The 26,974-nt window shown below is 61.7% G+C and carries 25 protein-coding genes; 14 read left to right on the plus strand and 11 right to left on the minus strand.

Annotation, left to right across the window (positions count from 1 at the left end; all coding sequences use genetic code 11):
- Nucleotide 1 precedes the first annotated feature (1 nt).
- From NCT03_RS18255 to NCT03_RS18315, 13 genes are read left to right on the plus strand one after another with little or no spacing between them, the layout of a single operon-like run.
- Nucleotides 2-310 (plus strand): recombinase-like helix-turn-helix domain-containing protein, encoded by a 309-nt coding sequence (locus NCT03_RS18255; RefSeq protein WP_250467002.1) that lies wholly within the window; start codon nucleotides 2-4, stop codon nucleotides 308-310.
- A 45-nt stretch (nucleotides 311-355) separates the two neighbouring features.
- Nucleotides 356-1,414, plus strand: coding sequence for an aromatic ring-hydroxylating dioxygenase subunit alpha (locus NCT03_RS18260; RefSeq protein ID WP_250467004.1), 1,059 nt, complete (start codon nucleotides 356-358; stop codon nucleotides 1,412-1,414).
- Entirely contained in the window at nucleotides 1,407-2,162 is a 756-nt protein-coding gene (locus NCT03_RS18265) for an SDR family oxidoreductase (RefSeq protein WP_250493394.1), read from the plus strand. The genes NCT03_RS18260 and NCT03_RS18265 overlap by 8 nt, the downstream gene beginning before the upstream one ends.
- A gap of 33 nt (nucleotides 2,163-2,195) precedes the next feature.
- Nucleotides 2,196-2,723, plus strand: a complete 528-nt coding sequence (locus NCT03_RS18270) for a cupin domain-containing protein (protein ID WP_250493395.1) — start codon at nucleotides 2,196-2,198, stop codon at nucleotides 2,721-2,723.
- An 8-nt stretch (nucleotides 2,724-2,731) separates the two neighbouring features.
- Nucleotides 2,732-3,589, plus strand: coding sequence for an alpha/beta fold hydrolase (locus NCT03_RS18275; protein WP_250493396.1), 858 nt, complete (start codon nucleotides 2,732-2,734; stop codon nucleotides 3,587-3,589).
- 17 nt (nucleotides 3,590-3,606) lie between these two features.
- On the plus strand, nucleotides 3,607-4,473 hold the full coding sequence (locus tag NCT03_RS18280; RefSeq protein ID WP_250467011.1) for an IclR family transcriptional regulator: 867 nt from the start codon (nucleotides 3,607-3,609) through the stop codon (nucleotides 4,471-4,473).
- Complete coding sequence (locus tag NCT03_RS18285) at nucleotides 4,470-5,279, plus strand: SDR family oxidoreductase (RefSeq protein WP_250493397.1); 810 nt, start codon at nucleotides 4,470-4,472, stop codon at nucleotides 5,277-5,279. The genes NCT03_RS18280 and NCT03_RS18285 overlap by 4 nt, the downstream gene beginning before the upstream one ends.
- Nucleotides 5,272-6,939 carry a thiamine pyrophosphate-binding protein gene (locus NCT03_RS18290; RefSeq protein ID WP_250493398.1) on the plus strand — a complete coding sequence of 556 codons (1,668 nt, stop codon included), beginning with the start codon at nucleotides 5,272-5,274 and terminating at the stop codon, nucleotides 6,937-6,939. Before NCT03_RS18285 ends, NCT03_RS18290 begins: the two co-directional genes overlap by 8 nt.
- On the plus strand, nucleotides 6,932-7,756 hold the full coding sequence (locus tag NCT03_RS18295) for an aspartate dehydrogenase (RefSeq protein ID WP_250493399.1): 825 nt from the start codon (nucleotides 6,932-6,934) through the stop codon (nucleotides 7,754-7,756). The genes NCT03_RS18290 and NCT03_RS18295 overlap by 8 nt, the downstream gene beginning before the upstream one ends.
- 15 nt (nucleotides 7,757-7,771) lie before the next feature.
- Nucleotides 7,772-9,262, plus strand: a complete 1,491-nt coding sequence (locus NCT03_RS18300) for an aldehyde dehydrogenase (protein ID WP_250493400.1) — start codon at nucleotides 7,772-7,774, stop codon at nucleotides 9,260-9,262.
- 20 nt (nucleotides 9,263-9,282) lie between these two features.
- Nucleotides 9,283-10,248, plus strand: coding sequence for a VOC family protein (locus NCT03_RS18305; RefSeq protein ID WP_250467020.1), 966 nt, complete (start codon nucleotides 9,283-9,285; stop codon nucleotides 10,246-10,248).
- Nucleotides 10,241-11,476 carry an NAD(P)/FAD-dependent oxidoreductase gene (locus NCT03_RS18310; protein WP_250493401.1) on the plus strand — a complete coding sequence of 412 codons (1,236 nt, stop codon included), beginning with the start codon at nucleotides 10,241-10,243 and terminating at the stop codon, nucleotides 11,474-11,476. Before NCT03_RS18305 ends, NCT03_RS18310 begins: the two co-directional genes overlap by 8 nt.
- Before the next feature lie 40 nt (nucleotides 11,477-11,516).
- The gene (locus tag NCT03_RS18315) at nucleotides 11,517-12,947 is read left to right on the plus strand and encodes an MFS transporter (RefSeq protein WP_404989423.1); all 1,431 of its coding nucleotides are present in this window, start codon (nucleotides 11,517-11,519) and stop codon (nucleotides 12,945-12,947) included.
- A gap of 103 nt (nucleotides 12,948-13,050) precedes the next feature.
- Here NCT03_RS18315 and NCT03_RS18320 read toward each other — a convergent pair whose 3' ends face one another.
- On the minus strand, nucleotides 13,051-13,284 hold the full coding sequence (locus NCT03_RS18320; protein WP_250467024.1) for a hypothetical protein: 234 nt from the start codon (nucleotides 13,282-13,284) through the stop codon (nucleotides 13,051-13,053).
- Between the two features lie 400 nt (nucleotides 13,285-13,684).
- Between NCT03_RS18320 and NCT03_RS18325 the strand changes: the two genes are divergently transcribed.
- Nucleotides 13,685-15,316, plus strand: coding sequence for an ABC transporter substrate-binding protein (locus NCT03_RS18325; protein ID WP_250493402.1), 1,632 nt, complete (start codon nucleotides 13,685-13,687; stop codon nucleotides 15,314-15,316).
- 1 nt (nucleotide 15,317) lies between these two features.
- Here the strand turns inward: NCT03_RS18325 and NCT03_RS18330 are convergent, their stop codons facing one another.
- From NCT03_RS18330 to NCT03_RS18375, 10 genes are all read right to left on the minus strand, one after another.
- Nucleotides 15,318-15,944: a DAK2 domain-containing protein gene (locus NCT03_RS18330; protein WP_250493403.1), complete on the minus strand. Its 627-nt coding sequence runs from the start codon at nucleotides 15,942-15,944 to the stop codon at nucleotides 15,318-15,320.
- Nucleotides 15,945-15,956: 12 nt separating this feature from the next.
- On the minus strand, nucleotides 15,957-16,967 hold the full coding sequence (locus tag NCT03_RS18335) for a dihydroxyacetone kinase subunit DhaK (RefSeq protein ID WP_250467029.1): 1,011 nt from the start codon (nucleotides 16,965-16,967) through the stop codon (nucleotides 15,957-15,959).
- Nucleotides 16,968-17,008: 41 nt separating this feature from the next.
- Complete coding sequence (locus NCT03_RS18340; protein WP_250467031.1) at nucleotides 17,009-18,010, minus strand: ABC transporter permease; 1,002 nt, start codon at nucleotides 18,008-18,010, stop codon at nucleotides 17,009-17,011.
- Nucleotides 18,007-19,551: a sugar ABC transporter ATP-binding protein gene (locus NCT03_RS18345; protein WP_404989422.1), complete on the minus strand. Its 1,545-nt coding sequence runs from the start codon at nucleotides 19,549-19,551 to the stop codon at nucleotides 18,007-18,009. The genes NCT03_RS18340 and NCT03_RS18345 overlap by 4 nt, the downstream gene beginning before the upstream one ends.
- Nucleotides 19,552-19,625: 74 nt before the next feature.
- Entirely contained in the window at nucleotides 19,626-20,738 is a 1,113-nt protein-coding gene (locus NCT03_RS18350; protein ID WP_250467035.1) for a sugar ABC transporter substrate-binding protein, read from the minus strand.
- Nucleotides 20,739-20,802: 64 nt separating this feature from the next.
- On the minus strand, nucleotides 20,803-21,474 hold the full coding sequence (locus tag NCT03_RS18355; protein ID WP_250493405.1) for a class II aldolase/adducin family protein: 672 nt from the start codon (nucleotides 21,472-21,474) through the stop codon (nucleotides 20,803-20,805).
- Complete coding sequence (gene mtnA, locus NCT03_RS18360; protein ID WP_244829676.1) at nucleotides 21,471-22,550, minus strand: S-methyl-5-thioribose-1-phosphate isomerase; 1,080 nt, start codon at nucleotides 22,548-22,550, stop codon at nucleotides 21,471-21,473. The genes NCT03_RS18355 and mtnA overlap by 4 nt, the downstream gene beginning before the upstream one ends.
- Before the next feature lie 16 nt (nucleotides 22,551-22,566).
- On the minus strand, nucleotides 22,567-23,835 hold the full coding sequence (gene mtnK / locus NCT03_RS18365) for an S-methyl-5-thioribose kinase (protein WP_250467039.1): 1,269 nt from the start codon (nucleotides 23,833-23,835) through the stop codon (nucleotides 22,567-22,569).
- Between the two features lie 51 nt (nucleotides 23,836-23,886).
- A complete protein-coding gene (locus NCT03_RS18370) occupies nucleotides 23,887-24,582 on the minus strand; it encodes a GntR family transcriptional regulator (protein WP_250467041.1) in 696 nt (231 codons plus the stop codon).
- A gap of 212 nt (nucleotides 24,583-24,794) precedes the next feature.
- Nucleotides 24,795-26,963: an NHL repeat-containing protein gene (locus NCT03_RS18375; RefSeq protein WP_502800387.1), complete on the minus strand. Its 2,169-nt coding sequence runs from the start codon at nucleotides 26,961-26,963 to the stop codon at nucleotides 24,795-24,797.
- Nucleotides 26,964-26,974 lie beyond the last annotated feature (11 nt).

The following is a 26,974-nucleotide window of genomic DNA, read 5'->3' on the forward strand; positions in this document are numbered from 1 at the left end:
CATGGAAAAAATCGTGAGCTTCAATCCGCATCTCAAGCCGTGGCTCGCGCCGCAACCGAATAACGTCGCGGGCAAGGGCGTGATCGAGCAGCCCGGACAAACCGAAAACTTCGTCTGGCAGACGCGCAAGGCGGAACCGACCCAGTACGAGAACGATTTCGGCGATGCCCTCGAACGCGTGTTCGAAGCCGGTGCGCTGGAACTCGATCAAGTGGCCGCAGGCTTGAACAAGGATGGCTTTCGCACGCCGGAAGGCGCGGCCTGGACCACCGAGCGTCTCGCCGCCGAGTTGCGCACGCTCGCGGAATGACGCGGCGGCACTGACAAAACGACATCGAATCCGGAGCAGATCCCCATGACGTCCCTCAAGCAAATCTCGACCGCCGATCCCGTCCAGCGCTATCTGGATCGCGGTCTGCGTAATTACTGGTATCCCGTGGCGCCGAGCTGGCAAGTGGCGAATGCGCCTATCGGGCTCACGCGTCTCGGCGATCAGATCGTCCTGTGGCGCGATAACGAAGGCCATGTACATGCGCTCGAAGATCGCTGCCCGCATCGCGGCGCGCGGCTGTCGCTCGGGTGGAATCTCGGCGGCAGCGTGGCGTGCTGGTATCACGGTATCGAAGTGGATGGCAGCGGCACCGTGCAGAAAGTGCCGGCCGTTTCCGCGTGCCCGCTCGAAGGACAGAAGTGCGTGAAGTCGTATCCGGTGGAAGAGCGCGCCGGCGCGATCTTCCTCTGGTTCGGCGACGACGCCAATCAGGAACCCGCGCCGCTCGTGCTGCCGGAAGAACTCGTCGGCGAGGAATACGCGAGCTTTCTTTGCATGTCGCACTGGAAGTGCAATTACCAGTACGCCATCGATAACGTCATGGACCCGATGCACGGCGCATATCTTCACGCGACCTCGCATTCGATGGCCGAAGGCGACAAGCAGGCCGACATGCGCGTGCGCAAGACCGACACCGGTCTCATGTTCGAAAAGGTGAATCAGCGCGACGTGAATTTCGACTGGGTGGAACTCGGCGAAACCGGCTGTCTGTGGATGCGCCTGGCTATTCCCTACAAGAAGAAGTTCGGCCCGGGCGGCAACTTCGGCATCATCGGTTTTGCGACGCCCGTGGACGAAGACAACTGCCAGGTCTACTTCTGGCGCACACGCAAGGTGTCCGGCTGGCAGCGCGACGCATGGCGTTTCCTGTATCGCAATCGTCTGGAAGGGTTGCACTGGGCCGTGCTGGAACAAGACCGCTACGTGCTCGAAAGCCTTGCGCCCAACGCGCGCGATCACGAATTTCTCTATCAGCACGATGTCGGCATGACGCGCGTTCGGCGTCTTCTGAAGCAACGCGCGCAGCAGCATTTGGCCGCGCTGGAAACGAGTGCAAAGGACGCGGAGCACGTTCATGCGTGACGCGCTCAAAGGCCGCCGCGTACTCGTGACCGGCGGCGCTCGCGGACTCGGCGCAGCGTTCGTCACGGCGCTCGCCAAACAACGCGCGCGGGTCGCTTTCGGCGATGTCCTGCATGCCGAAGGCGAAGCGCTCGCGCGATCGCTCAGAGAAGCGGGCCACGAGGCGCATTTCATCGCGCTCGATCTGGCAGACCCGTCAAGCATCGAAGCGTGCGTGGCGGCGAGCGTGCAGACGCTCGGCGGTATCGACGGCCTCATCAACAACGCCGCGATCACCAACTCGGGCGGCAAGTCCGCGGAAGAGCTGACGCCCGCGACCTGGGATGCCGTCATGAACGTCAACGTGCGCGGCGCATGGCTGATGAGCGTGGCATGCCTGCCGCATCTCGCGGAGTCGGGGCGCGGAAGCATCGTCAATATCGCTTCGGATACAGCGTTGTGGGGCGCACCGAAGCTTCTTGCCTACGTTGCGAGCAAGGGCGCGGTGATTGCGATGACGCGTTCCCTCGCCCGCGAATTCGGCGGCCGCAACGTGACGGTCAACGCCATTGCGCCCGGCCTCACCGAAGTCGAGGCGACCGCCTACGTTCCCGCCGAGCGTCACGAGTATTACCTGAAGGGCCGCGCGCTCATGCGTGCGCAAGTACCCGACGACGTGAACGGCCCTGTGCTGTTCCTGCTCTCGGACGCCGCGCGTTTCGTGACGGGCCAGTTGCTGCCGGTCAACGGCGGCTTCGCGATGAATTGACTTCTACCTCATTCGAACACCTGGAGATTGACGATGGCCGATGCAGATATCGAACGCGAATCGTGGGAGCAGCCCGCTGGCGCGAGCTTCGATCAATGGATGACCACGCGCGTCGCGCGCCTCGACACGCGGCGCTACGACTGGGACGCGCTTAAGTTTCAGGCTGACTACGACCCGAAGTATCGCCGTGCGCAGATGCGCTATGTCGGCACGGGCGGCACCGGTGTCGCCAAGGACATGAACACGGTTCCCGCAGGCGGCTTCACGTTCTCGACGATGGTCATTCCCGCCGGCAACATCGGACCGAGCCATATCCACATGGACGTCGAGGAAATCTTCTTCGTATTGCGCGGCAAGATGAAAGTGGTTTGCGAGAAGGACGGCGAAACCTGGGAAACGGTGATCGGCGAGCGCGATCTCATTTCGGTGCCGCCGGGCGTTTATCGCACGGAGATCAATATCGGCGAGGAAGACGCGCTCATGTGCGTGATGCTCGGCGCGGCCAAGCCCATTACGCCGACGTATCCGCCGGACTCGCCGCTCGCCAAGCTCAAGCGTTGAGACCCGCCATGACCGCTCGCACGCTCACCCACCTCGACGCGCTCGCGCAGTTTCCCGAAGCGCGTATCCATACCGCACATGGTGTCACGGGTTATCGCAAGGCAGGTGCCGCGCACCTGCGCACCCTGCCCGTGGTGCTTCTGCATGGTATCGGTTCGGGCGCGGCGTCGTGGGTCAGGCAACTCGACGCACTCGGCGCGCATCGCCGTGTGTTCGCATGGGACACGCCGGGTTATGGCGTATCGACGCCCGTGGCAAGCGCGCAGCCGCATGCGGCGGATTATGCGCAAGCGCTTGCGGCATGGCTCGATGCGCTCGATATCCCGCGTTGCGTGCTTGTCGGTCATTCGCTCGGCGCGATCATCGCGGGTTCGTTTGCAGCGCGCATGCAAGGGCGCGTCGCGGGCTTGCTGCTGATATCGCCGGCGGCGGGATATGGCGCGGCATCGAAGGAAGAGCGTGAAAAGAAACGCGACGCGCGTCTGGCGATGCTCGCCGAACTGGGTGCGCAAGGCCTTGCACGCGAACGCAGCGCCAACATGCTGTCGCCCGATGCGGACGATGCCGCGCGCGACTGGGTGCGCTGGAACATGGCGCGCATCGTTCCTGCCGGCTATGCGCAAGCGACGCATCTGCTCGCCAACGCGGATCTTGCAGCGGACGTTGCACGTTATGAAGGACGCGTGGCCGTGGCCGTCGGCGCGCATGACGCGATCACGCCGCCCGTTGCGTGCGAGCGCATCGCGCAAGCGGCACGCGTTAGCTTGCAGGTGATGCCGCACGCGGGCCACGCAGGTTATGTCGAAACGCCCGGCGCTTATACGGCGCTGATCGAATCGTTTTGCACTAGCGCGGATCGACCATGAAAGACGAAGGACAAACAATGAAACCGGAGACGTTCGGCGCAGACGACGCCGACAAGGCCGAACCGACTTACATCGTGCCGGGACTCGAACGCGGCCTCAAGATTCTCACCGAATTCTCGCCCCGTGAGCCTGTGCTCGGCGCGCCCGAACTGTCGCGGCGTCTGGGCATTCCACGCACGACCGTGTTTCGCCTCTTGCAGACGCTCGAATCGCTGGGCTTTCTGGAGCGCGCGGACAAGGACCGCAATTACCGGCTGGGCGTCGCCGTATTACGCCTCGGCTTCGAATACCTCAGTTCGCTCGAACTGACCGATCTCGGCTTGCCCGTGATCGAGGCTTTGCGCGATGCAACCGGCCTCACGAGCCACATCCTGATTCGCGATGGCCGCGATGTCGTGTTCGTGGCGAAAGCGCAAAGTCACGCGCCGATCTTCAGCTCGGTGAAGGTGAATGTCGGCACGCGTCTGCCCGCTCATGCGACCACGCACGGTCATGTGCTGATGGGTGATCTTTCGCTCGACGAGCTACGCGCGCTTTATCCCGAGCCGCATCTGGAACGCTTTACGAAGGCGACGCCAGAAACGGTCGAGGAACTCTTCGAACGCGTGAAGGAAGACGCCGAACGCGGTTTCGCCACCAGCCAGTCATCGTTCGAGCGCGGCATTTCGGTGGTGACCGCGCCGGTGCGTAACGATACCGGGCGCATCGTTGCCGTCATCACGACGACGATCCCGCGTCCGGAGATCGATGCCGCGCTGCTCGAAAGCGGTCTCATCGACCGGGTTCGCGAAGCCGCCGATGCGCTCTCCATGCGTCTGAATTATCGTCCGGCCGCGCGGACCGCCGCGTCGAGCCGCTATATGAAGTCTCTGGGGTTGCAATGATTCAGATCGATCTCACGGATAAGGTTGCGGTAATCACGGGCGGATCGTCTGGTATCGGCTTCGCGACGGCACGACTCTTCCTGCGCGCGGGCGCGGCAGTCGCCATTTGCGGGCGCGACGGCGAACGTCTCGACGCCGCGCAAGCCGAACTCGCGCGCCAGTTCCCCGATGCGCCGTTGCTCGCGGCCCGCTGCGACGTGCTTGATGCCGAACAGGTGAACGCTTTCGCGGCGCGCGTCATGGAGCGCTTCGGCCGCGTCGACATGCTGGTGAACAACGCGGGACAGGGCCGCGTGTCCACCTTCGCCGATACCACCGACGACGCCTGGCGCGACGAGCTCGACCTCAAGTACTTCAGCATCATCCGTCCGACGCGCGCTTTCCTGCCGATGTTGAAGGAGGCGCCCTCGCCCGCGATCGTCTGCGTGAATTCGCTGCTCGCGCTGCAGCCCGAGGCGCACATGGTCGCGACGTCATCGGCGCGTGCGGGCGTGTTGAGTCTCGTCAAGTCGCTAGCGACCGAGCTTGCGCCCGAGCGCATCCGCGTGAATTCGATCCTCATCGGCATCGTGGAATCGGGACAGTGGAAGCGCCGCTATCGACACTATCTCGATGCGCAGCCCGAACCGCGTCAGAGCTGGGAGCAATGGACCGCCGAGCTCGCGCGGAAGAAAAACATTCCGCTCGGCCGCTTCGGTCTTCCCGAAGAAGCCGCGCAAGCGCTCTTTTATCTTGCTTCGCCGTTGTCGTCCTACACGACCGGCAGTCATATCGATGTTTCCGGAGGCTTTGCCCGACATGTCTAAAACCACCACGGTCGGCGAACTGATCGCCGCGTTTCTCGAACAATGCGGCGTGCGCACGGCGTTCGGCGTCATCTCGATCCACAACATGCCGATCCTCGACGCCATCGGCCGGCGCGGCAACATCCGCTACGTCGGCGCACGCGGGGAAGCCGGCGCGCTCAACATGGCCGACGGTCTTGCGCGCGTGTCGGGCGAACTGGGCGTGGCGTTCACCTCGACCGGCACGGCGGCGGGCAATGCAGCAGGCGCGATGGTCGAAGCGCTGACGGCGGGCACCGCGCTGCTGCATATCACCGGTCAGATCGAAACCGAGTATCTCGACCAGGACCTCGCGTATATCCACGAAGCGCCGGACCAATTGGCGATGCTGCATTCCATCTCCAAGGCGGCGTTTCGTGTACGCACCGTGGAGACCGCGCTGCCGACCATCCGCGAAGCCGTGCGCGTCGCGCTGACCGCGCCTGCGGGTCCGGTGAGCGTCGAGATTCCCATCGACATTCAGGCGGCGCAGATCGAATGGCCGGCGGACCTCGCCGCACCGCACGTCGGCATGCTCACGCACGACACTCTGCGCGTGCAGCAACTCGCCGAAGCGTTGACGCAAGCGAAACGCCCGCTCCTGTGGCTTGGCGGCGGCACGCGTCACGCGCGCGCGGCGGTCGAGCGTCTGGTGAAGCTGGGCTTCGGCGTGGTCACGAGCGTGCAGGGGCGTGGCGTGTTGCCCGAGGATCATCCGGCCACGCTCGGCGCGTTCAACGTGCATCCTTCCGTCGAAGCGTTTTACAAGACGTGCGACGCGCTCGTGGTCGTCGGCTCGCGTCTGCGCGGCAACGAAACGCTCAAGTACAAGCTCGCGCTGCCATGGCCGCTCTATCGTATCGATGCCGACGCACTCGCCGACAACCGGGGTTACCGCAACGAACTCTTCGTGCATGGCGATGCCGCCACCGTGCTCGACGAACTCGCCACGTTGCTCGAGGGCCGCTTGCGCGTCGATCAGACGTTCGCGGGCGATCTTGCCGCCGCGCGGGAAGTCGCGGTGGCGGAAGTATCGAAGGGACTCGGGCCGTACAAGCGTCTGGTCGATTCACTGCAACGCGCGGTAGGCCGCGACTACAACTGGGTGCGCGACGTCACCATCTCGAACAGCACGTGGGGCAATCGGCTGCTGAAGATTTTCAACCCGCGCGCGGGCGTGCATGCGCTAGGCGGCGGCATCGGTCAGGGCATGCAGATGGCCATCGGCGCGGCGCTTTCGTGCGCGGCGAAGAAAACCGTCGCGCTCGTCGGCGATGGCGGTTTGATGGTGAACGTAGGCGAACTCGCCACCGCCGTGCAGGAAAAAGCCAACGTCATGATCGTACTGATGAACGACCAGTGCTACGGCGTCATCCGCAACATTCAAGACGCGCAGTACGGCGGTAGGCGCATGTTCGTCGATCTGCATCAACCGGATTTCGCGCAGTTTTGCGCGAGTCTCGGCCTCGCGCATCGCCGCATCACGTCGCTCGATCAGGCCGATGAGATCGTGCGCGAAGGGCTTGCCATCGACGGTCCCGTGCTCGTTGAAGTGGACATGCTTTCGGTCGGCTCGTTCGCGACCGCGTTTGCCGGGCCGCCCGTGAAAAAGGAAGAGCCGAAGGAGCCGGAATATGCGTGATCCCCGACATGTCCATCAAGCGATCGATGTCGCGATGATCGGCTTCGGCGCGATCGGCCGCGCGGTGTATCGCGCGCTCGATCACGATCCGCATGTGCGCATCTCGCATGTGATCGTGCCGGAGCGCGATCGCCACGATGTGCGCGCCTTGCTCGGCGACGGCGTCGATGTCGTATCGCATGTCGATGCGCTTTCGCATCATCCCGAGTTCGCACTCGAATGCGCGGGCCATGCGGCGCTCGTCGACCACGTGGTGCCGCTGCTCAGGTCGGGTACGGACTGCGCGGTGGCGTCCATCGGTGCGCTGTCCGACGTAAACCTGCTCGCCGCGCTCTCGCACGCCGCCGACGAAGGCGCGGCCACGCTCACGCTGCTTTCCGGCGCGATAGGCGGTGTGGACGCGCTGGCATCGGCGAAAGAAGGCGGCCTCGACGAAGTGCAATACACCGGCCGCAAGCCGCCGCTCGGCTGGCTCGGCACGCCCGCCGAAGGCGTCTGCGACCTGCACGCGCTGACGGTCGAGACCGTGATCTTCGAAGGCACGGCGCGCGATGCGGCGCGGCTCTATCCGAAGAACGCGAACGTCGCGGCAACCATCGCGCTCGCGGGCCTCGGGCTGGATGGCACGCGCGTCACGCTGATCGCCGATCCGACAGTCGAACGCAACGTGCATCGCATCGTGGCGCGCGGCGCGTTCGGCGAGATGTCGCTCGAAATGTGCGGCAAACCGCTGCCGTCGAATCCCAAGACGTCCGCGCTCACCGCGTTCAGCGCGATTCGTGCGTTGCGCAATCGCGCTGCACGCTGCGTCATTTGAGGAGCATGTAGAACCATGAATCATCCCGACACTTCGCTCGTTTCGTCTGGCGAGATTTTTCTCGGCGGCGAGTGGCGCAAAGGCCGCGGCAACGGTTACGCGAGCATCTATCCGGCCGATCAGTCCGTCAACGCGGAGATCACCACGGCGAGCGCCGACGATGCGCTCGAAGCCGTGGAAATTGCAGATCGCGCGTGGCGCCGCGACGACTGGGCCGGCCTCAAGCCGCATCAGCGCGCGGCGGTGCTGCATCGCATCGCTGCCCTGATCGAAGCGCGCCACGAAGCGCTCGCGCAATTGCAGCGCCGAGACAACGGCAAGCCGATCAGCGAAACGCGCGCGCTCGTGGCGAGCGCCGCCAGCACGTTCCGCTATTTCGCATCGTGTCTCGAAACACTCGAAGAAGCGCTGACGCCCCCACGCGGCGACTATCTGACGATGAGCGTGCACGAACCGCTCGGCGTTATCGCCGCGATCACGCCGTGGAATTCGCCCATCGCCTCCGATGCGCAGAAGCTCGCACCCGCGCTCGCCGCCGGCAACGCGGTCGTGCTCAAACCCGCCGAAGTGACGCCGCTTGCTTCGCTGGCGCTGGCGCGCATCTGCGAGGAGGCGGGCGTGCCGCGCGGCGTGGTGAGCGTGTTGCCGGGCAAGGGATCGGTGATCGGCGACGCGCTGGTGCGCCATCCGCTCGTCAGAAAAGTCGCGTTCACGGGCGGCACCGAAGTGGGCCGTGGCATCGCGCGACTCGCGGCGGAGAAGTTGATGCCGGTATCGCTCGAACTCGGCGGCAAGTCTCCGACCATCGTCTATGCCGATGCGGACCTCGATCACGCGGTCAACGGCGTGCTATACGGCATTTTCAGTTCGTCGGGTGAATCGTGCATCGCGGGTTCGCGCTTGTTCGTCGAACGCAAGGTATATGGCGAATTCATGGCGCGGCTCGTGGAAGGCGCGCGCAAGCTGCGTGTCGGCGACCCGACGCGCGAGAGCACGCAGATGGGTCCGCTCATCACGGCGCAGCATCGGGAGACCGTGGAACGCTTCGTCGCGCTCGGTCAGTCCGAAGGCGGCCGTGTGTTGTGCGGCGGCGAACGTCCCACGGGCGAAGGCCGCGAAAAAGGCTTCTTCTATTTGCCGACGATCATCGAGGGTTTGAGCAACGACGCGCGCATGTGCCAGGAAGAGATCTTCGGCCCGGTGCTCGCCGCCCTGCCCTTCGACGACGAAGACGCGCTCATCCGCGCTGCGAACGACAGCGTGTTCGGTCTTGCCGCAGGCATCTGGACGCGCGACTACAAGCGCGCGTGGCGCACGGCCCGCACGCTTGCAACCGGCACCGTGTGGATCAACACCTACAAGCAATTCTCGATTTCGACGCCATTCGGCGGCTGGAAGGACAGCGGCATGGGACGCGAAAAAGGCCATTTGGGCCTGCGCGAATACATGCAGCAAAAGAGCCTTTACTGGGGCTTGAACGACGCCCCGCTGCCGTGGGCGAACTGAAGAGAACTGAAGAGGCGGCTATGACCATCCTTGGCATTGAAAGCATCACTTACGGCGTGAACGATCTCGACACCTGCCGGCGCTTTTTCGCGGATTGGGGTCTGCGCGAAGTCGCCCACGACGAGACGCGCGCGCGCTTCGAAACGCTCAACGGTTGCGCCGTGCAACTCGCGCTCGCCGACGACCCCGCGTTGCCGCCCGCCTTCGAAGCCGGTCCAACGCTGCGCGAAGTGACCTGGGGCGTCGCCACGCGCGAGGAGCTCGACGCATTGCGCACACGCTTCGCGGGTCAGCCGGGTCACTTCGAGACCGATGACGCGGTCGCCTGTATCGACCCGAACGGCATGTCGATACGCGTGGTCGTCACGACCAAACGCGCGCTCGACGTGAAGGGTTCGCCTTCGAACGTGTGGGGACAGACGCTGCGTGTCGATACACCGAGCCCCGTCTACGATCGCGCCGAACCCGTGGAAGTGGGACACGTCGTGTTCTTCACGAACTGCGTGGCCGAGCAGGAGAAGTTCTATCACGAGCTGCTCGGCTTCGAGACCTCCGATCGTTACCCGGGTCGCGGCGCGTTCATGCGTTGCGCGCCGCACGGCGGGCACCACGACATCTTTCTTCTGCAATTGCCCGATGGCAAACGCGGCCTGAATCACGTCGCCTTCACCGTTCGCGACATCCACGAAGTCTTCGGCGGCGGCCTGCATATCAGCCGCTGCGGCTGGGCCACGCAGCTTGGACCGGGGCGGCATCCGGTTTCATCGGCGTACTTTTGGTACTTCAAAAATCCGGCGGGCGGTCTCATCGAGTATTACGCCGATGAAGACATGCTCACGCCCGAATGGCAGCCGCGCGATTTCGAGCCAGGTCCGACGGTCTTCGCCGAATGGGCCGTGGATGGCGGGCTGGACGGCCACACGCGCCGTCAGAAGGACGCGAAGGCGCCGGAAGGCAAGTTCATGACGGAGCGTAAAAATGGCTGATTCGAACGTGCTCGACGCGCCACGCACCGTGGTCGTCATCGGTGGCGGACAGGCGGCCGGCTGGATCGTCAGGACCTTGCGCAAGGAAGGCTTCGATGGCCGGCTCGTGATGATCGCCGATGAAATCCATCTGCCGTACGAGCGTCCGCCGCTTTCGAAGGCCGTGCTCTCGGGCGATGCGGACATAAGCACCGTGCGTCTCGTCGATCACGATGCCTTCGCTTCGCTCGATGTCGAAGCGTGGCAGCCGGAATGCGCGGCATCGATCGATCGCGAAGCGCGCGTCGTGCGGACGGCGAGCGGCCGCGAAGTGCATTACGACCGCCTGGTGATCGCGACCGGCGGCGCGGCACGCCGTCTGCCGGACGCGCTGGTGAAGACCTCGCATCTTGCCTACTTGCGCACACTCGACGACGCCGTCGCGCTCGGCACGCGTATGCGCGAGTCGCATGGCAAGCGCCTGCTCGTGATCGGCGGCGGCTGGATCGGTCTCGAAGTGGCGGCGACCGCGCGCAAGCTCGGCGTCGATGTGACGGTGATCGAAGGTGCGCCGCGTCTATGCGCGCGCTCGGTGCCCGAAGCGGTATCGGCGTTTCTGTTGCGTCTGCATCGCGATAACGGTGTCGACGTGCGTTTGAATGCATCGCTCGTATCGCTGAACGATCATGCAGGCGGCGTGCGCGCGCATCTCGCCGATGGCAGCACGCTAGACGCCAATTTTGCGGTAGCGGGCATCGGCCTGAATCCGCACACGGCGCTTGCCGAACATGCGGGTTTGGACGTGAACGATGGCATCGTCGTCAACGAATTCGGCGCCACGTCGGACGCTTGCGTGTTCGCTTGCGGAGATGTCGCCAATCATCCAAATGCGTGGCTCAAGCGTCGCGTGCGGCTCGAATCGTGGGCCAATGCGCAAAATCAGGCTATTGCCACGGCACGCGCCGTACTCGGGGTGCGCGCGCCGTATGCGGAAATTCCGTGGTTCTGGTCGGATCAATTCGACGTCAATCTGCAGATTCTCGGCGATATCGCGCCCGGCTACACACATGTCGTACGTGGCGATCTCGAAGCGCGCCGAGCTTCGCTCTTCTTCTTCGATGGCGACGCGCTGCGCGGCGTGATTGCGATCAACGCGGCGCGCGATCTCAAGGTCGCGAAGAAATGGATGAGCCAGGGACGCGCGGTGGACCTCGCCGCCCTCGCCGACACCGCGAAAGCGCTCGCCTGAGACAACCATCACCCCTTTACCGAATCACCCAGGAGCAGGCATGAGGACCATGGGCAATACGGTCGCCGAGCACGGCGGCACCGCCACCACTGCCGAGGGCGCGGCCGCAGCCGCCGCTTCCCCGGTGACGAAAGGATCGATCATCGCGCGCATCGAGAGGCTGCCCGCCAATGCGATGCAGGTGCGCGCCCGGATTCTGATCGGCGCGGCGACTTTTTTCGATGGCTTCGATGTCATCGTCATTGCGGCCACGTTGCCGCTTCTGATACAGAAGTGGGGGCTGACGCCGGGGCAAGTGGGCTTTCTGATTGCGTCGGGATCGATCGGGCAACTCGTCGGCGCGTTCCTGTTTCCATCGCTGGCGGAACGTTACGGGCGTGTGCGTTCCATTGCGTGGAGCTCGGGCATTATCGGGCTGACCAGTATCGCGTGCGGCTTCGCGCCTTCGTTCGCGGTGTTCGTGGCGTTGCGTATCGTGCAGGGGCTGGGATTGGGCGGCGAATTGCCGGTGGCGGCGACCTACATCAACGAGATCACGCGTGCGCATGGACGCGGACGTTTCGTGCTGTTGTACGAGATCGTGTTTCCCATCGGACTATTGGCATCGAACGGGCTTGGCGCGTGGATCGTGCCGCGCTTCGGCTGGGAAGCGATGTATATCATCGGCGGCGTGCCGCTCGTGCTGTTCTTCCTGTTGCGCACGCTGGTGCCGGAATCGCCGCGCTGGCTCTCGGAACGTGGTCGCATGCGCGAAGCGAGCGATGCGCTCGGCGCCTTCGAGGCCTCGGTGAAAGGCCCGTTGCCGCCGCTTGGCAACGTCGCCGAATTCGATGCCATGGCGCTGCGCCATCCGAAGCGCCGCCGTCTCGATCTGATCGGCCCGGCGTATCTAAAACGCACCATCGCGGTCGCGATGTTATGGATGACGTGCGGGGTGATTCAGTACGGTCTCTCGACGTGGCTGCCTACCATCTACAAGACGGTTTATCACGCACCGCTGCAACTCGCGTTGAACCTGGCCGTCGCGGCTTCCGTGCTCGGCGTGATCGGCTCGCTCACCTGCGCGTTGATCGTCGACAAGGTTGGGCGCAAGCCGGTCATCAACTGGTCGTTCGTTCTGTGCTCGATTTCACTGGTGCTTGCGGGCGTGTTCCAGCATGAATCCGTCTACGTGGTCGCGACGTTCTGCGCGCTTGGGCTTGGATTCATGGCGTGCGGCTTTATCACCGCTTATGTCTATACGCCGGAACTGTATCCGACCAGCATCCGCGCATTCGGCTGCGGACTTGGCGGCGCATGGCTCAAGGTGGCCGCGATCTTCGCGCCGGCGCTCGTCGGCAAGACGCTGCTCGGCGGCCAAATGGACCTCGCCTTCTATGCGCTCGGCGCGGTGCCGTTGCTGGCCGCGCTGGCGGTGCATTTCCTCGGAATCGAAACCAAGGGCCAGGTGCTGGAGCAGTTGGAGGCGTGAGGCGCTCAGGCGGCGGTCATTGGCTTGAGATTCGCCATCGGATTCCAATGCCCGCCAGTCGGTGAAACGAATCAACGGCCGCAGATGGAAGCGGCCGTTGCGTTTAATCGTCGAACCAGCAGTGCTCGTTCGGATCGACGCTCAGAAAATCGATCATATCCCTCAGGAAATCCAGTTCAAGCGCTTCGAACTCGCGCGTGCCTGCTGCGACGTCGTCGGGATTGAGCTTGCCTCGCGCCTTTCGCAGCGCGGCGACAGCTAAAGCGACGGATTGAGTATTCCCGTGCAAGGCGCTGCCGGGAGCGAATGGGAGAGAGGTTTTTGAGTTCATGTTCACGATTACGGCAGGCTCGCGTGAAACGTGAGGCCTGTTTTCTCGAAAGCGCTGATTTTTTACGGCACCCGATGCGTAAGCCTAACTTGGCGCGCATCGTCGGCTTTACTTGCTTGCGTTCGACGCGACGGTTTCTTCGCCAAAGGCCGCATCTGCTTCAATAGATAAAGCTTCGATGATGACAAGATAATTCACTCACGTTCTACAACGTAAAACGATAAAAATGTGATCCCTCGTCGGTCGCTATTAGACATTAGTTCTATTATGTTGGACGCTTGGCTATAAATCCGAGCAGCGACACCACTTCCCGATCAGCGCATCACGCAATTACGCTCGACGACTCAGAAGCCAATCCCTTGCTAAAGTACGCCTCATCCACTCATCTCCATTCCAGAGAGGCACAATGGTTAAAGCTCCGACTCGAAGAAGCGCACGCGCCCTGTGCGGTTTTGCCGTCTCCCTTCTCGCCGCGTTCATCGCCGCGCCGCAGACCGCATCGGCTCAAAGCAAGACCCTCGTCTTCTGTTCCGAAGGCAGCCCCGCCGGATTCGATGCCGCCCAGTTCACCACCAGCACCGACTTCGACGCCAGCGCGCACGCCGTCTACGACACGTTGGTCGAATTCAAACGCGGCACGCTCGACCTTACACCGGGCCTCGCCGAAAAGTGGGACGAGTCGTCCGATGCCAAGACCTTCACCTTCCATCTACGACGCGGCGTGAAATTCCAGTCGACATCGTGGTTCAAGCCCACGCGTGATTTCAACGCCGACGATGTAGTCTTCACGTTCAAACGCATGATCGACCCGAACGACCCGTTCCAGAAGGCGCACCCGGTGAGCTTTCCGTATTTGACCGATCTCGGCTACGACAAGAACATCGCATCGGTCGAGAAGCTCGACGACAACACCGTGCGCTTCACACTAAAGACGGCCGATGTCGTTTTCGTGCGCAACATCGCCATGGAGTTCGCGTCTATTCTTTCCGCCGAATATGCCGCGCAATTGCTCAAGGAAGGCCGGCCGGAGGACATGAATCAGAAGCCTGTCGGCACCGGCGCTTTCGTGTTCCGCGATTATCAAAAGGACGCGACCATTCGTTACGACGCGAACCCAAGCTATTGGAATCGCAAGGACGTGCATATCGACAAGCTCGTCTTCTCGATCACGCCCGATGCCGCCGTGCGCGAACAAAAGCTCGCGAGCGGCGAGTGCCAACTCACCTCGTTCGCGCGCCCTGCCGATATCGTCGAGGCGAAAAAAAATCCGAAGCTCACGGTGTTGTCGGGCGTGGGCTTCAACGTTGCCTATGTGGGCTACAACACGACGCACAAGCCGCTCGACAACGTGACGGTGCGCCGCGCGCTGGACATGGCGATCGACAAGCAGGCGATCATCAAGACCGTCTACGAAGGCGCGGCCACGCTGGCCACGAACCCGATGCCGCCTTCGCAATGGTCGTATAACAAGGCGCTGAAAGACGCACCGCACGATCCCGCGAAGGCGCGCGAGTTGTTGAAGCAAGCGGGCTTTCCCGATGGCTTCACCATTACGCTATGGGCCATGCCCGTGCAGCGCGGCTATAACCCGAACGCGCGACTGATGGCGCAACTGATTCAATCGGATTGGGCGAAGATCGGCGTAAAGGCGAATATCGTCAGCTACGAATGGGCCGAATATAACAAGCGCGCAAAGACCAATGGCGAGCACGACGCCATTCTCTACGGCTGGCTAGGCGATAACGGCGACCCCGACAACTGGCTCGGCACCACGCTGGGCTGCGATGCAGTGCATGGCAGCAACATGGCGAAATGGTGCAACAAGCAGTTCGACGATCTTTTGGCTAAAGCGCGCCTCATAACAGATCAAAGCGCGCGTACGAAGCTTTATGAAGAAGCGCAAGTCGTCTTCAAGGATCAGGTGCCGTACACACCGCTTGCGCACGCCAATACGTTTCAGCCGATCTCGAAGCGCGTGCACGGTTATCTGATCAGTCCGCTTGGAGGCCATCGTTTCGACGGCATCACGCTGGATTGATTCAACTGGCGACCGCTTCGCGCAAGGCCTGCAAAAAGCGCACATAAGCGGTCGCACCAGGGTCAGCGTGGCCGATGCTGCGTTCTTGCACCCATGCCGCGCGCCCCTTTTGCGATTGCTTCGAGGCAGTAGCCGTTACCTGCGCTTGCGCAGTCGCGATCATGGCATCGAGCAACTCAGTCGCGCTGCCTTGCGATGCTTCGAGCGTATCGAGACTCGGCACGAGTGCATCGAGCACGGTCTTGTCGCCGACCTGACTCTTGCCACGTTCGATGATGCGCGCAGCCACCGCGCGTCCGATGCCAAGCGCCTCGTCGCGGCTCACCGTGTCCTTGCCGTTCATCGCCTTGCCTGCCGCGAGCAAGCCGCCGCCGACGAGCGCTGCAAACGTAGATGGATTCGCTGTCGAGAACGCCTTGCCCGCAGCGAACAATACGTCGGTAAGCGAGGCGTCATCGTTCAAAGCGGCAAGCGCCTTCACGATGGCAATGGACCCTGATTGCACCGTGATGCCGAGATCGCCGTCGCCCAAAGCGGCGTCGAGGTCGCGTAACTCGTCGGCATGCGCGGGCAGCGCGCTTAGCGCACGCGTCAAAATGGCGCGCAGTTCCTGGTTCGATACGCTCATTGCGCACTCCTCTTACGATGCGGTGCCGTCGCGGAAAAATGGCGAACTCGCGGGCGCTTCGAGCAGCGCTTCGAGTTCGTCGTCGAGCAGCATCACCGTGATCGATGCCCCCGCCATTTCCAGACTCGTTACGTATTCGCCGACATACGAGCGCGCTATTTTCAGGCCCTGATCGGCGATGAGTTGCGAGGAACGGCGATACAGCAAATACAGTTCTTCGAGCGGCGTCGCGCCGAGGCCGTTCACGAGTATCGCGAGCTTCGATCCCTTAGGCGCGTTCAAATCGCCGAGAATCTGACCGATAAGCCGCTCGGCGATGGCATCGGCCGTTTCGAGCTTGCCGCGATGCGTTCCCGGTTCGCCATGAATGCCGATACCGATTTCCATCTCGCCATCGGGCAATGTGAAGGTCGGCTTGCCTGCCGCGGGAAGTATCGTCGGCGAGAGGCCCACGCCCATGGTCCGGCAATGGGCATTCGCCTTGGCGCAAATGCGCGTGACCTCATCGAGCGAATCGCCGCGTTCAGCGGCGGCGCCCGCGCATTTGAACGCGAACAACATGCCCGCGACGCCGCGCCTGTCGGCCGCACGTTCCTTCGGCGCGGATGCTACATCGTCGGTCAACACCACTGTCTTGATGTCGATGCCTTCGGGTTCGGCCAAGTCGGCGGCAAGGTCGAAATTCAGGACGTCGCCGCCATAGTTGCCGTATACGTAAAGCACGCCCGCGCCGCCATCCACTGCCTTGGTCGCTTCGAATATCTGTTCCGCCGAGGGCGATGAAAACACGTTGCCCACGGCCACGCCACTGCAAAGCCCCACGCCGACGTACCCGAGAAAGCCGGGCAAATGTCCCGAGCCGCCGCCTGTCACGATTCCCACTCTGCCTTCCTTGGGCGCGTCCTTGCGCACGAGCGCGCGTTTGTCGTCCGTCGCGCTCTTGATCCACGCGGGATGAGCGATAAGCAAAGCCTCGATGATTTCATCGACGAAGACATCGGGCTGGTTAATGATTTTCTTCATGTTGTGCTCCTCCGGTTTTAGGGTGCGTTGCAGGAACACGTCTAACGCTTGCGCCGCTGACTAAGCGCGTCGAGCAAGACAGCCGCGAAAATGACCCCACCTTGAATGAATTGCGTCCAGAAGGGATTCACGCCGAGTAGCGACAAACCCACGTTGATCACGCCGATCAGCACGACGCCGATAAAGGTGCCCACGATCGAGCCACGTCCACCCGCAAGCGATGTCCCGCCAATCACGATAGCGGCGATCACCTGCAATTCGAGTCCGTTGGCCGCGGACGGCAAGGCGGAATTGAGCCGTCCGGCAAGCACGATCCCAGCGATGGCAGCAGTTACGCCGGCCAGCATGTAGGTGAAAAAAACCACGCGGCGCACGGGAATACCGGCAAGACGCGCGGCTTCCTGATTGCCGCCGACTGCAAAGACCTGATGCCCGAACGTGGTCTTGCGCAAGAGCACATGGCCTATGGCGAAGATCACGAGCATGACGATCATCGGCATGGGCAAGCCCGCGACGGTCTTCGCGCCGAAGGCCGTGAAGGCGGTGGGGAAATCGAACTTCGTGCGACCATCGGAAATGGCGAGCGTGAGGCCGCGCGCCATGGCCATCATCGCGAGCGTGACGATGAAGGGCACGAGGCGCAACCACGACACGGCAAGACCGTTGAGCGCGCCTGCCGTGGCCCCGACCGCAATTGCGACGCATAACCCTCCAACGCCGAGACCGACGGCGCCTGGGCTCGATCCTGCCATGACCGTGGCCGCGACCATGCCGCTCAACGCAACGAGCGATCCGACCGAGAGATCGATCCCCGACGTGATGATGACGAACGTGCCGCCTACCGCCGCAATGCCCACCACCGAGACCTGCACCATGATGTTGGTGAGCGTGCTGGTCGTCAAAAACTCGGGCGATGCAATCGACAAGGCGATGCAGATGATGACGAGTGCGGCAAACAATGGCCCGATGCCGCTCCTCAGTTGGCGAATCACGCGGCGCGAGAGCGCCTCCGAGTCCTCGCGGTTGGCTGCCGTGGAGGTCATGCGCCTGCTCCTGTTGTAGCCCACTGAATGACAGTTTCAGAGTCCGCTTTGTCGCGCCGTAGCTCCGTCACGATGCTGCCGCGATACATCACGAGCACGCGATCCGACATGCCGAGCAACTCCGGCAACTCGGAACTCACCATGACGACCGCTGCGCCCGCACGCGCCATCGACACCATGTGTGCGTAGATTTCGGTCTTCGCACCCACGTCGATGCCGCGTGTGGGTTCATCGAGCATGATGACCACGGGTGCTGTCGCCGTTGCGCGGCCAAGAATGACTTTCTGCTGATTGCCGCCGGAAAGCGTGCCGGTGATCTGCAACACCGAAGACGAGCGAACGCCGAAGCGCGTGCTTGCTTCCTGCGCCAGCTTGCGTTTCTTGGCGCGGCTCACGAAGCCGCCGCTCGCAAGCGCTTTAAGGCTCGACAGTGCGATGTTCTCTTCGATGTTGGCATCGAGCACGAGCCCTTCGAGCTTGCGGTCCTCCGAGGTATAAACGAGGCCGTGACGCACGCCTTGAGTGGGCGAATGATTCGTGACCTTCTTGCCCTTCACGAAAATCTCGCCACCGGTTGCGGGCAGCGCGCCAAAGATCGTCTTGAGCAATTCGGTGCGTCCTGCCCCGGCAATGCCCGCTATGCCCAGGATTTCGCCCGAGCGTACCGTAAAGCTCGCATTGCGCAGCAACGGCGCGCTAGCGAGATTGCGCACTTCGAGCACGACATCGCCATAAGGACGCGGCTCCCACGGATAGAACGATTCGAGATTGCGCGCGACCATTGCCTGCACGAGTTCGGCTTCGGTCCATTGCGACATCGGACGCGCGCCGACCGTCGCGCCATCGCGCATTACGACGGCGGAATCGGCGAGTTCGAACACCTCTTCCAGATGATGCGAAATGAAGATGATGCCCATGCCCGAGGCACGCAGCCGCCGCACCACGGCATAAAGATTGGCGATGTCCTGGCTCTGCAGCGCGGCCGTGGGTTCGTCCATGACGAGGATTCGGGCATCGCGCGCCACGGCTTTTGCTACTTCCACGAGCTGCCTCTTGTTGAGCGGCAGATCGCCGAGGCGCATCCACGGCGGCACGTTGTCGAGTCCCACGCGATCCAGCGCTTCGCGCGCAAGCTGGTTGGCCTCGCGTTGCTTGACGAAGCCGTTCCTTGCAGGCATGCGGCCAAGGAATAAATTTTCCGCGACCGTCATGTCGTTGATCAACGAGAGCTCCTGATAAATCACGGCCACGCCTGCATCGATCGCCGCGTTGGTGCCGCGCGCAAGCGGTACGCCGTCGATCTCGATCGTGCCTTCGTCCGGCTCATACGCGCCAGACAAGGTCTTCACGAGCGACGATTTGCCCGCGCCATTCTCGCCGACGATAGCGAGCACATGGCCCGTTCGCAGTTCGAGGCTGACGCCGCGCAGCGCCTTGACGCCAGGAAAGCTCTTGACGATGCCTTGCATGCGCAATAGCGGCGCGGACGCTTCGAGCGGCGCCTGCGCTTGCGCTTCCGTTTCGACTGTCATGTCGTGCATTCCGTTAGCGGGCAACGCGCTAGAGCTCAAACGCTTGAACGCTTGAAGTCTTAAGCGTGTGCCCGCGGCTTGCCTTACTGTTTGACTTCCTCTGACCACAGCCCGTACTTCTTGGTCTCATCCGAATCGATATTCGATTTGTCGATGAGTAAAGTCGGCCAGGCATAATTCGCCGGAACGTCCTTCTTGGCGTTGTAGTCCGCGATGAACTGCAGCGACTTGGCGGCCATCTGAATGGGGTTCTGCGAGATGGTCGCGTCCTGCTTGCCCGAGCGAATGGCGGAAAGCGCCTGCGCCGTGCCATCCGCGCCGATCACGAGAATGTGCGCTTTATCGCCGAGCGGCTTATAGCGGCCCGCATTGTCGATAGCCTTTTCCGCACCCACGGTGTTGTCGTCGTTGGCGCCGAATACCGCGTCGATTTGCGGATATTTCTGCAGGATATTGGTCATCGCGTTAAGCGACTTCTCCTGATCGAATGCGCCTTCCTGACGCGCAACCACCTTGATGTCGGGATACTTCGCCATTTCGTCGCTAAAGCCTTTCTCACGGTCGGTGGCGGCGGTCGTGCCGACAAGGCCGATCAAATCCACCACATTCCCTTTAGCCGAACCGTAGCGTTTGGTCAGTTGATCGGCAATCCACTTGGCGCCGGTTTGACCGAGCGCGACGTTATCCGACGCAACGAACGAAGTTACCTTGCCGCCATCCGACCCACGATCGAGCGTGAAGACCGGAATGTTCATCGAGTTGGCTTTCTCGACAGCCGGAATGATGGCCTTGGAGTCGATAGGATTCAGCACGAGGGCAGTCACGCCTTGACTCAGTAAGTTGATGGCGTCGTTGACTTGCTGTTGCGCGTCGCCATTGGCATTGGTCTGGACGAGATCGAAGCCTTGCTCCTTGGCGCCCTTCTCCACGCCGGCCTTGAGCCCGACAAAGAACGCATTGTTAAGCGTTGCAATCGAAAAGCCTATTTTCGCCTTGCCGCCCGCGGCAGCGGCCGGCGCCGGTGCGCTTGCGGGAGCGCTCGCGGCTTCGCTCGAACTCGCGCCCGAACTGCTGGCGGTCGAACTGTTGTCGCTCTTGGAACAACCGCTAAGCGCGGCCGCCGCGCATAAAAAAACCGCGCCGGTCGATTTGCCGAACGTGCCCCATCCGTCGAATCTTGCTGAATTCCAGGCCATAGCTGTCTCCGTTGTAGGATTTATTCATTACGATGCAAACGACTATTTCCTCAAGGCAAGCGCGCTAAGAATCTTTCTTGTCGCGCCGGCCATAAGTCTTGAACTTCTCCAGCACTTCATCCATCTGCTCCTCCGAAAGAAGCGGCGGAGCACCCAACTGACAGGCGAGAAGATATTGCTTGGCAAGCACTTCCACTTCATGCGCGAGCCACACGGCGCGCGCAAGATCGGTGCCGAGCGCGATCACACCATGATGCGCGAGCAGACACGCTCGCCGGTTCAGAAGCGCGGCTAAGGCGTGATCGGAAAGAGTTTGCGTGCCAAAGAGCGCATAAGGCGCGCAGCGAATGGAATGTCCGCCGGCGGCCGCGACCATGTAGTGCACGGCGGGAATATCGCGTTCATGAATGGCAAGCGCCGTGGCCGCTATGGAATGCGTATGCACGACCGCGTGCATGTCTTGCCGTGCTCGAAGAATGTCGCGATGAATGCGCCATTCCGAAGACGGGCGAGCCGTGCGCAGCACGCTCGCGTCATCACCGACATTTAACGGCAGCCACACCATCATGTCTTCGTGCATTTCACGCGCAGGAACGCCGCTGGGCGTGATGAGAAAGCCGTCGTTGAAGCGGGCGCTGACGTTACCCGAGGTTCCCTGATTGATAGCGAGCCGCTCCATTTCGAGCGAGGTCTCGACAATACCCCGGCGCAGCGCGCCTTCATCCACCGTGCTCATGCGGCATTACCTTCGGCTGCGAAGAAACCACGCAACGAACGTTCGAAAGGCGCTTTCACGATACCGCGCTCCGTGATGAAGCCCGTGACGAGTTCATGCGGCGTGACATCGAATGCGGGATTGCGCGCGTTGATGGCTCGCGGCGCAATAGGTTGCCCTGCAAGCGATGTCACCTCTTCTTCGCGACGTTCTTCTATCTCGATCTGCGCGCCGGTCGGTGTGCGGAAGTCCAGTGTGGACGAAGGACAAGCCACGTAGAACGGTATGCCGTAGTAATTCGCTGCGATGGCCACGCTCAGTGTGCCGATCTTGTTGGCGAAGTCGCCATTTGCCGCAACCCGGTCCGTGCCGACGATCACGAGGTCCACCAGTCCATGCGACATGATCGACGCGGCCGCGCTATCCACGATCAGCGTTACATCCACGCCCGCCTGCTGCAGTTCGAACACGGTCAGGCGCGCGCCTTGCAAAAGCGGCCGCGTCTCGTCCGCGAACACCTTGAACGCAATGCCTTCGCGATGTGCGGCATAGATCGGCGCGGTGGCCGTGCCTAAGCCTGTGGTGGCAAGCGCACCTGCATTGCAATGCGTGAGCACGCCGCTGCCCGGTTCGATAAGCGGCAGACCATGCATGCCGATGCCTTCGCATAGCGCCTGATCTTCCGCATGAATCTGTTTGGCCTCATCCACCAAAGCTTCGTAAAGCGCCTTCGAGTCGCTTGCGTTGCATGCGCGCGCGCATTGCAGCATGCGTCTCAATCCCCAACTCAGATTCACCGCCGTGGGGCGCGCGGTATCGAGCCAGCCCGCGCGCCGTTCAAGCTCGGCACGAAATTGCGTCAAGGGCAAGTCGCGCGCGTCCTGCATGGCGACGCACAATCCGTATGCTGCCGCGACGCCGATGGCGGGCGCACCCCGCACGCGTAATTCGTGAATGGCTCGCCAGACGGCGGCTGCATCGGCGACATGCTCCACCACGATTTCATGCGGCAGGCGCGTCTGATCGAGCAGCAGGAGATCGCCATCGCGCCATTCGATCGTCGGGGCAAGCGTGGGGAACAAGGACTGCGCAACCATGGAAGCTCCGAGTGGACTATGCATGTGTGATTGTTTCGCGCTGAACCTCGCGCGCAAGCATGACGACCTGTTCGATACTGCCAAGCGTCGCGCGCTTGACCAGCAGGTCTTCCGCGCAACGCAGACAGCGCACTTCGATACGCGCCCTCGCCTGAGCATCTGGAATGCGCGTGATGTCCGCGACCTTCGCCATGCCGACAATGCGCCGAATCATCTTGCAGCCAGCGAAGCCGAGCGTATCCGCTAGCAGCCGACGCATGAAGTGCGTGCGATAACCTTCGACAGATCGCGCTTCTGCGTGACCGCCTATAAAGCCGCGTCCGCTACGGCTTTCGTGCTCGCGCCACAGCTTTAGAAATTGCGCGCTAAAGCCATTCCAGACCTCGGCCACTTGAACGAGCAACCATTCCTGATAGCCGGAAGGATCTCGATCGTCTATACGGCCATGCCAGTCGCGCGAAAAATACGCGAGCAGCAGGTTTGCGAGCACCGCGCCGATATCGAAGCCCATCGGTCCGTAGAACGAGAATTCCGGATCGATCACGAAGGTTTCGTCTTTGTTGACCATGATCGAGCCGGTGTGCAGATCGCCATGCAGCAAGGTCTCGGCGTGATTCATGAACGCCCATTTCATGTCGCCCGCGGCAATGCGCAACGCTTCGCTGGTCCTCAGTCGTTCAAGCGATGACGCAGGCAATGCGGCGCTGTACACGTTCGACGGATGATCTTCGAAAGGAAACGTAAAGACGAGGTCCTCGGTGATTTTGCACAGCTCGGAATTGACCGCCGCGCTCATGGCCTCTTTCTTGATGTCCGGCGCAAGAAACAGATCGGACCCGTGGAAAAGCGTTTGCGCAAGATACGTCGACAGATGCGCGGCGAGCTTCGGATAGACGACGCCATCCATCAGGCCTTGCCGCAAAATGCGATGCGAGGCAAGCCTTTGCATCACCATCAGAAAGCGCTTGCCGTCAGCGTGATACACCTTCGGCACATGCCGCGGACATAGCGCACCGAAGCGGCGTAACGCCGCTACCTCATGCTCCATGCGCTGACACGACAACGGCCACGTCTTGCCGACTAGTCTTAAAAAAGGCGGCGCCTGCTTGACGACGACGCTGCGTTCCGGCGCCTTCGTGTTCGTCACGAAGTACACATAGTTCAGGTTGCCGTCGCCGACTTCGGCCACTTCCAGATCGTGCGGCTCGCCAAGCAGCGCACGTATCTCGGGAATTGCGCCGAGATACGCGGCAAGCTCGCTTGCGGTAAAAGCCTCGAACTCCATCGGTGTCTCCTCCGATGTTGCTTCTGGTGCGCGTCTAAACGCAAGATTGTCTTAGCGACGCTTGCGCACCAGATCGAATTTGAAAATGCTCGTGTTGTAGTAGTCGTTGCTATAGCAGAGCGGTTCCCCGCTCTGATCGAAATCCACTTCGTCCAGCAGGAGAAACAAACCGAAGCCGTCTCCGAGTTCCGGCAGATCGCGCGGCGTGAGGATGGTCGGCTGTATCGACGTATGCGTATGCGACAGACGCCGGCCCGTGCGCGCAAACATGCCGAAAAGCGATTCGCCCACTTCACCGTCCGCTGCATCGAAGAGCGTCTTCGGAATGGTGTCGATGCAATAGGCGGCTACGGCGTCGTCCGCGCGGCGCACGCGTTCGATACGTACGCACGGCGCCCCAAGCTCGATGCCGAGTCTTTCCGACAAACTCTCCGATGCCGCAATGGTATCCATCTGTATGCGACTCGTTGAAGGCACGGCGCCGACGCTCTTGATCATGTCGGTTACGGACATCAGATCATCCAGACCGCCCTGCAACTTCAGCGAAATTTGTCTGATGAAGGTGCCGCGACCTTGTACCCGAGACAGCAGACCGTGCGAGATCATCTGAGCAACGGCTTCACGCAAACTCGAACGGCCTACCCCGAGCAACTCGCAGAGTTCCAGTTCCGTAGGAATCTGATCGCCTGGCTTGAGCTTGCGCTCACGGATCATGGTCAGGAGCGACTCTTGAATCTTGTCGCTCATTGAGCGCTCTACGCTTAGACGCATGTTGCTCTCTTAGGTAGCATGCAGTCAAATATACATCAGACATCAGATGTTTTTCTTAGGACTTTCCCTTGGATATTTTGTAGGCTCAATAGCTGGCGATACCGATGAACGGCTATGCGGTTGCAGCAAGACCATATTCATTTGCTTGCCGCGTCTGACTTGTTGGCGCGTTGCACTGCGCCAAGAATTCATGGCTTCCACTGGTACATCAGAATCTTGGCGCGTGCATCGTCTTCCAAAAGAATGTCGTATTCACCATTGGCCCTTAGCGTGGCGCTGATACCCAGTTCCACATCGACATAGCCGCTAGTCCAGCCTACGTTCGCGCCCGGCGACATGCAGCCAACGTGTGCGCCGGTGCGCGCGTCGTACACATAAACCTTCTGCGTAAAGAGGCCCGCAACAAAGAGGTAATTGCCCGCTGTCGCAAGTCCCACGGGCGTGATTACGGGGTTGGTCGTCGTGTCCCAAGGCAGCGCGATGAGATAGGTCATGACGCGCGGCCCGCGAGTCCAGTTGTCGTAACGCGCGAGATATGGGCCGGCCTCTTTCCAGCGCGCGGCATCATAGGGAATGGTTTGCGTGAAGCCCGATATATACATCGTGTCGGTCTCAGGCACGTAAAGCACTCGGCCAATGCGGGTGAAAGGCGCTGGCATCGTATAAGTCTTCGCCGATGCATAGGTGTAAAGCGGATTGCCCAAGGCATCGAAGCCCTGCAGCGGCATTTCTCGTATGCCGCTCGTCGGGGTACCGAACCATACGTTGCCAAGGGAATCGACCCAGATGAAGCTGTTGCCTATCAGACTCCCCGTCGATGGATTGCCTATGAATTCGCTCGTGTCGAGATGGCCATCGCCATTGATGTCGCGCCACATCCATTCGCCATAGGCCGGTTGATTCGCTGGAAAACCGCCTGAAATATAGGACTCGGCGAACATGACCGATGGTATTGCCGTATAACCGTGCGCGGCGTCGAAGCGATGCACATAGAGCTGATGCGAATATGGATCGAGCGTGAATAGATACGGCCGGTTGCCGTTCAGGCGCCGTACCATCGGCTGGCCACGCACCGCGCGTCCGATGTGAATCGAAGGGTCATCAGGAAAAGTGAAGCGGTCCACGGTATGCGCCGTGTACGTCCATTGCTTGCCGGGCGCCTTGCTCCAGTCCATCGTGAAGACTTTCGAGCCGGTATAGATGGTGTTCGGCGCGCCGGGATCGAAGCTCGCGCCATCGACGAACACGAGACCGTCCAGTTCCCATGTAATAGAACGTGTGACGCCTTTGAAAGCCTGCAGCACCGCGCCCGTTCCCACCGAGGCAGAGTTCAAAGCTCGCGGGCCTTCGCCGTTTTGTCCAACGTACAAATTGCCGGCCTGATCGAAACCGATACCCGTGACCGAGTTGAAGCGCCCTGCTTCGATCGTGCCAGCGGTCGCATGATTCACGCCCTTGAGCGTGCCGACCGCAGTTAGCGCCGCGTTCTTTCGGAAAGGCAAGATCTGCTGGCCCACGCCGTTATCCGCGATATAAAGATCACCCGATGGAGTGACCGCGATATCCGCGGGTATCGTTCCTAGGGGGAGTATCGGCACGCCGCCGAGTATCGCGCCTGTCGTCGAATAATGTGCAATGGCGGGGTGTCCGTTGAACGTGCCTGTAATGACCCAAAGCGTGCCGTCTATATCGAGTGCCATGCGTCCCGGTAATGTCACGTTGAACGCGCGATTACGCCTCATCGTGTTGGCATCGAACACAACGATCTGATTGCTCGACGCGTCGGAAACAAAAAGCTCGCTATCGTTAGCGGCCAGGCCGCGAATGCCCGCGTCCGTTCCGGCCGGCACAGTCGCCACGATCAGGAAACTGTTCTTGGTAGCATTCGCGCTGTTGCCGGCGCCGCCCGTAAAAGACGCGCCCTTGGCGATGTTGGCGATCGTGCGTCGCGTAATGCCGAACCACGTATAACCGTTGGGCGGATAATCCGCGCCGACGAGGCCACCGCCTTGATTGCCGATGGACATCGCCGCATAGAGGTATGTGCTGTTCGATGCAATGGCGTCGCCGCCCGCCGCGCCCCAACCATGCGTCGCGCCCGCCACCGCGATTCGGTCGCCATTGCGATACGCCACGATCTCGGCGCCGCTTTCATCCCACGGACTATTGGTATAGACGGTTCCTTCCGGTGCAACGCGGATGGCTTGTATGTCCTGCTGCATCCACTTGCCATCGCCGAAGCCAAAAGTGTTGCCGATCCAGGACGTGGTGTAATTGAGCGGCGACGTAGCCGCGCGCGCGCCGCTGGCAAGGCTGAACACCATTAGCCACACCGCTAGGAAACATGAAACGTTCATCACTTGCACCC

The sequence above is a fragment of the Caballeronia sp. GAWG1-1 genome (assembly GCF_023631465.1).
Taxonomy (GTDB): Bacteria; Pseudomonadota; Gammaproteobacteria; order Burkholderiales; family Burkholderiaceae; genus Caballeronia.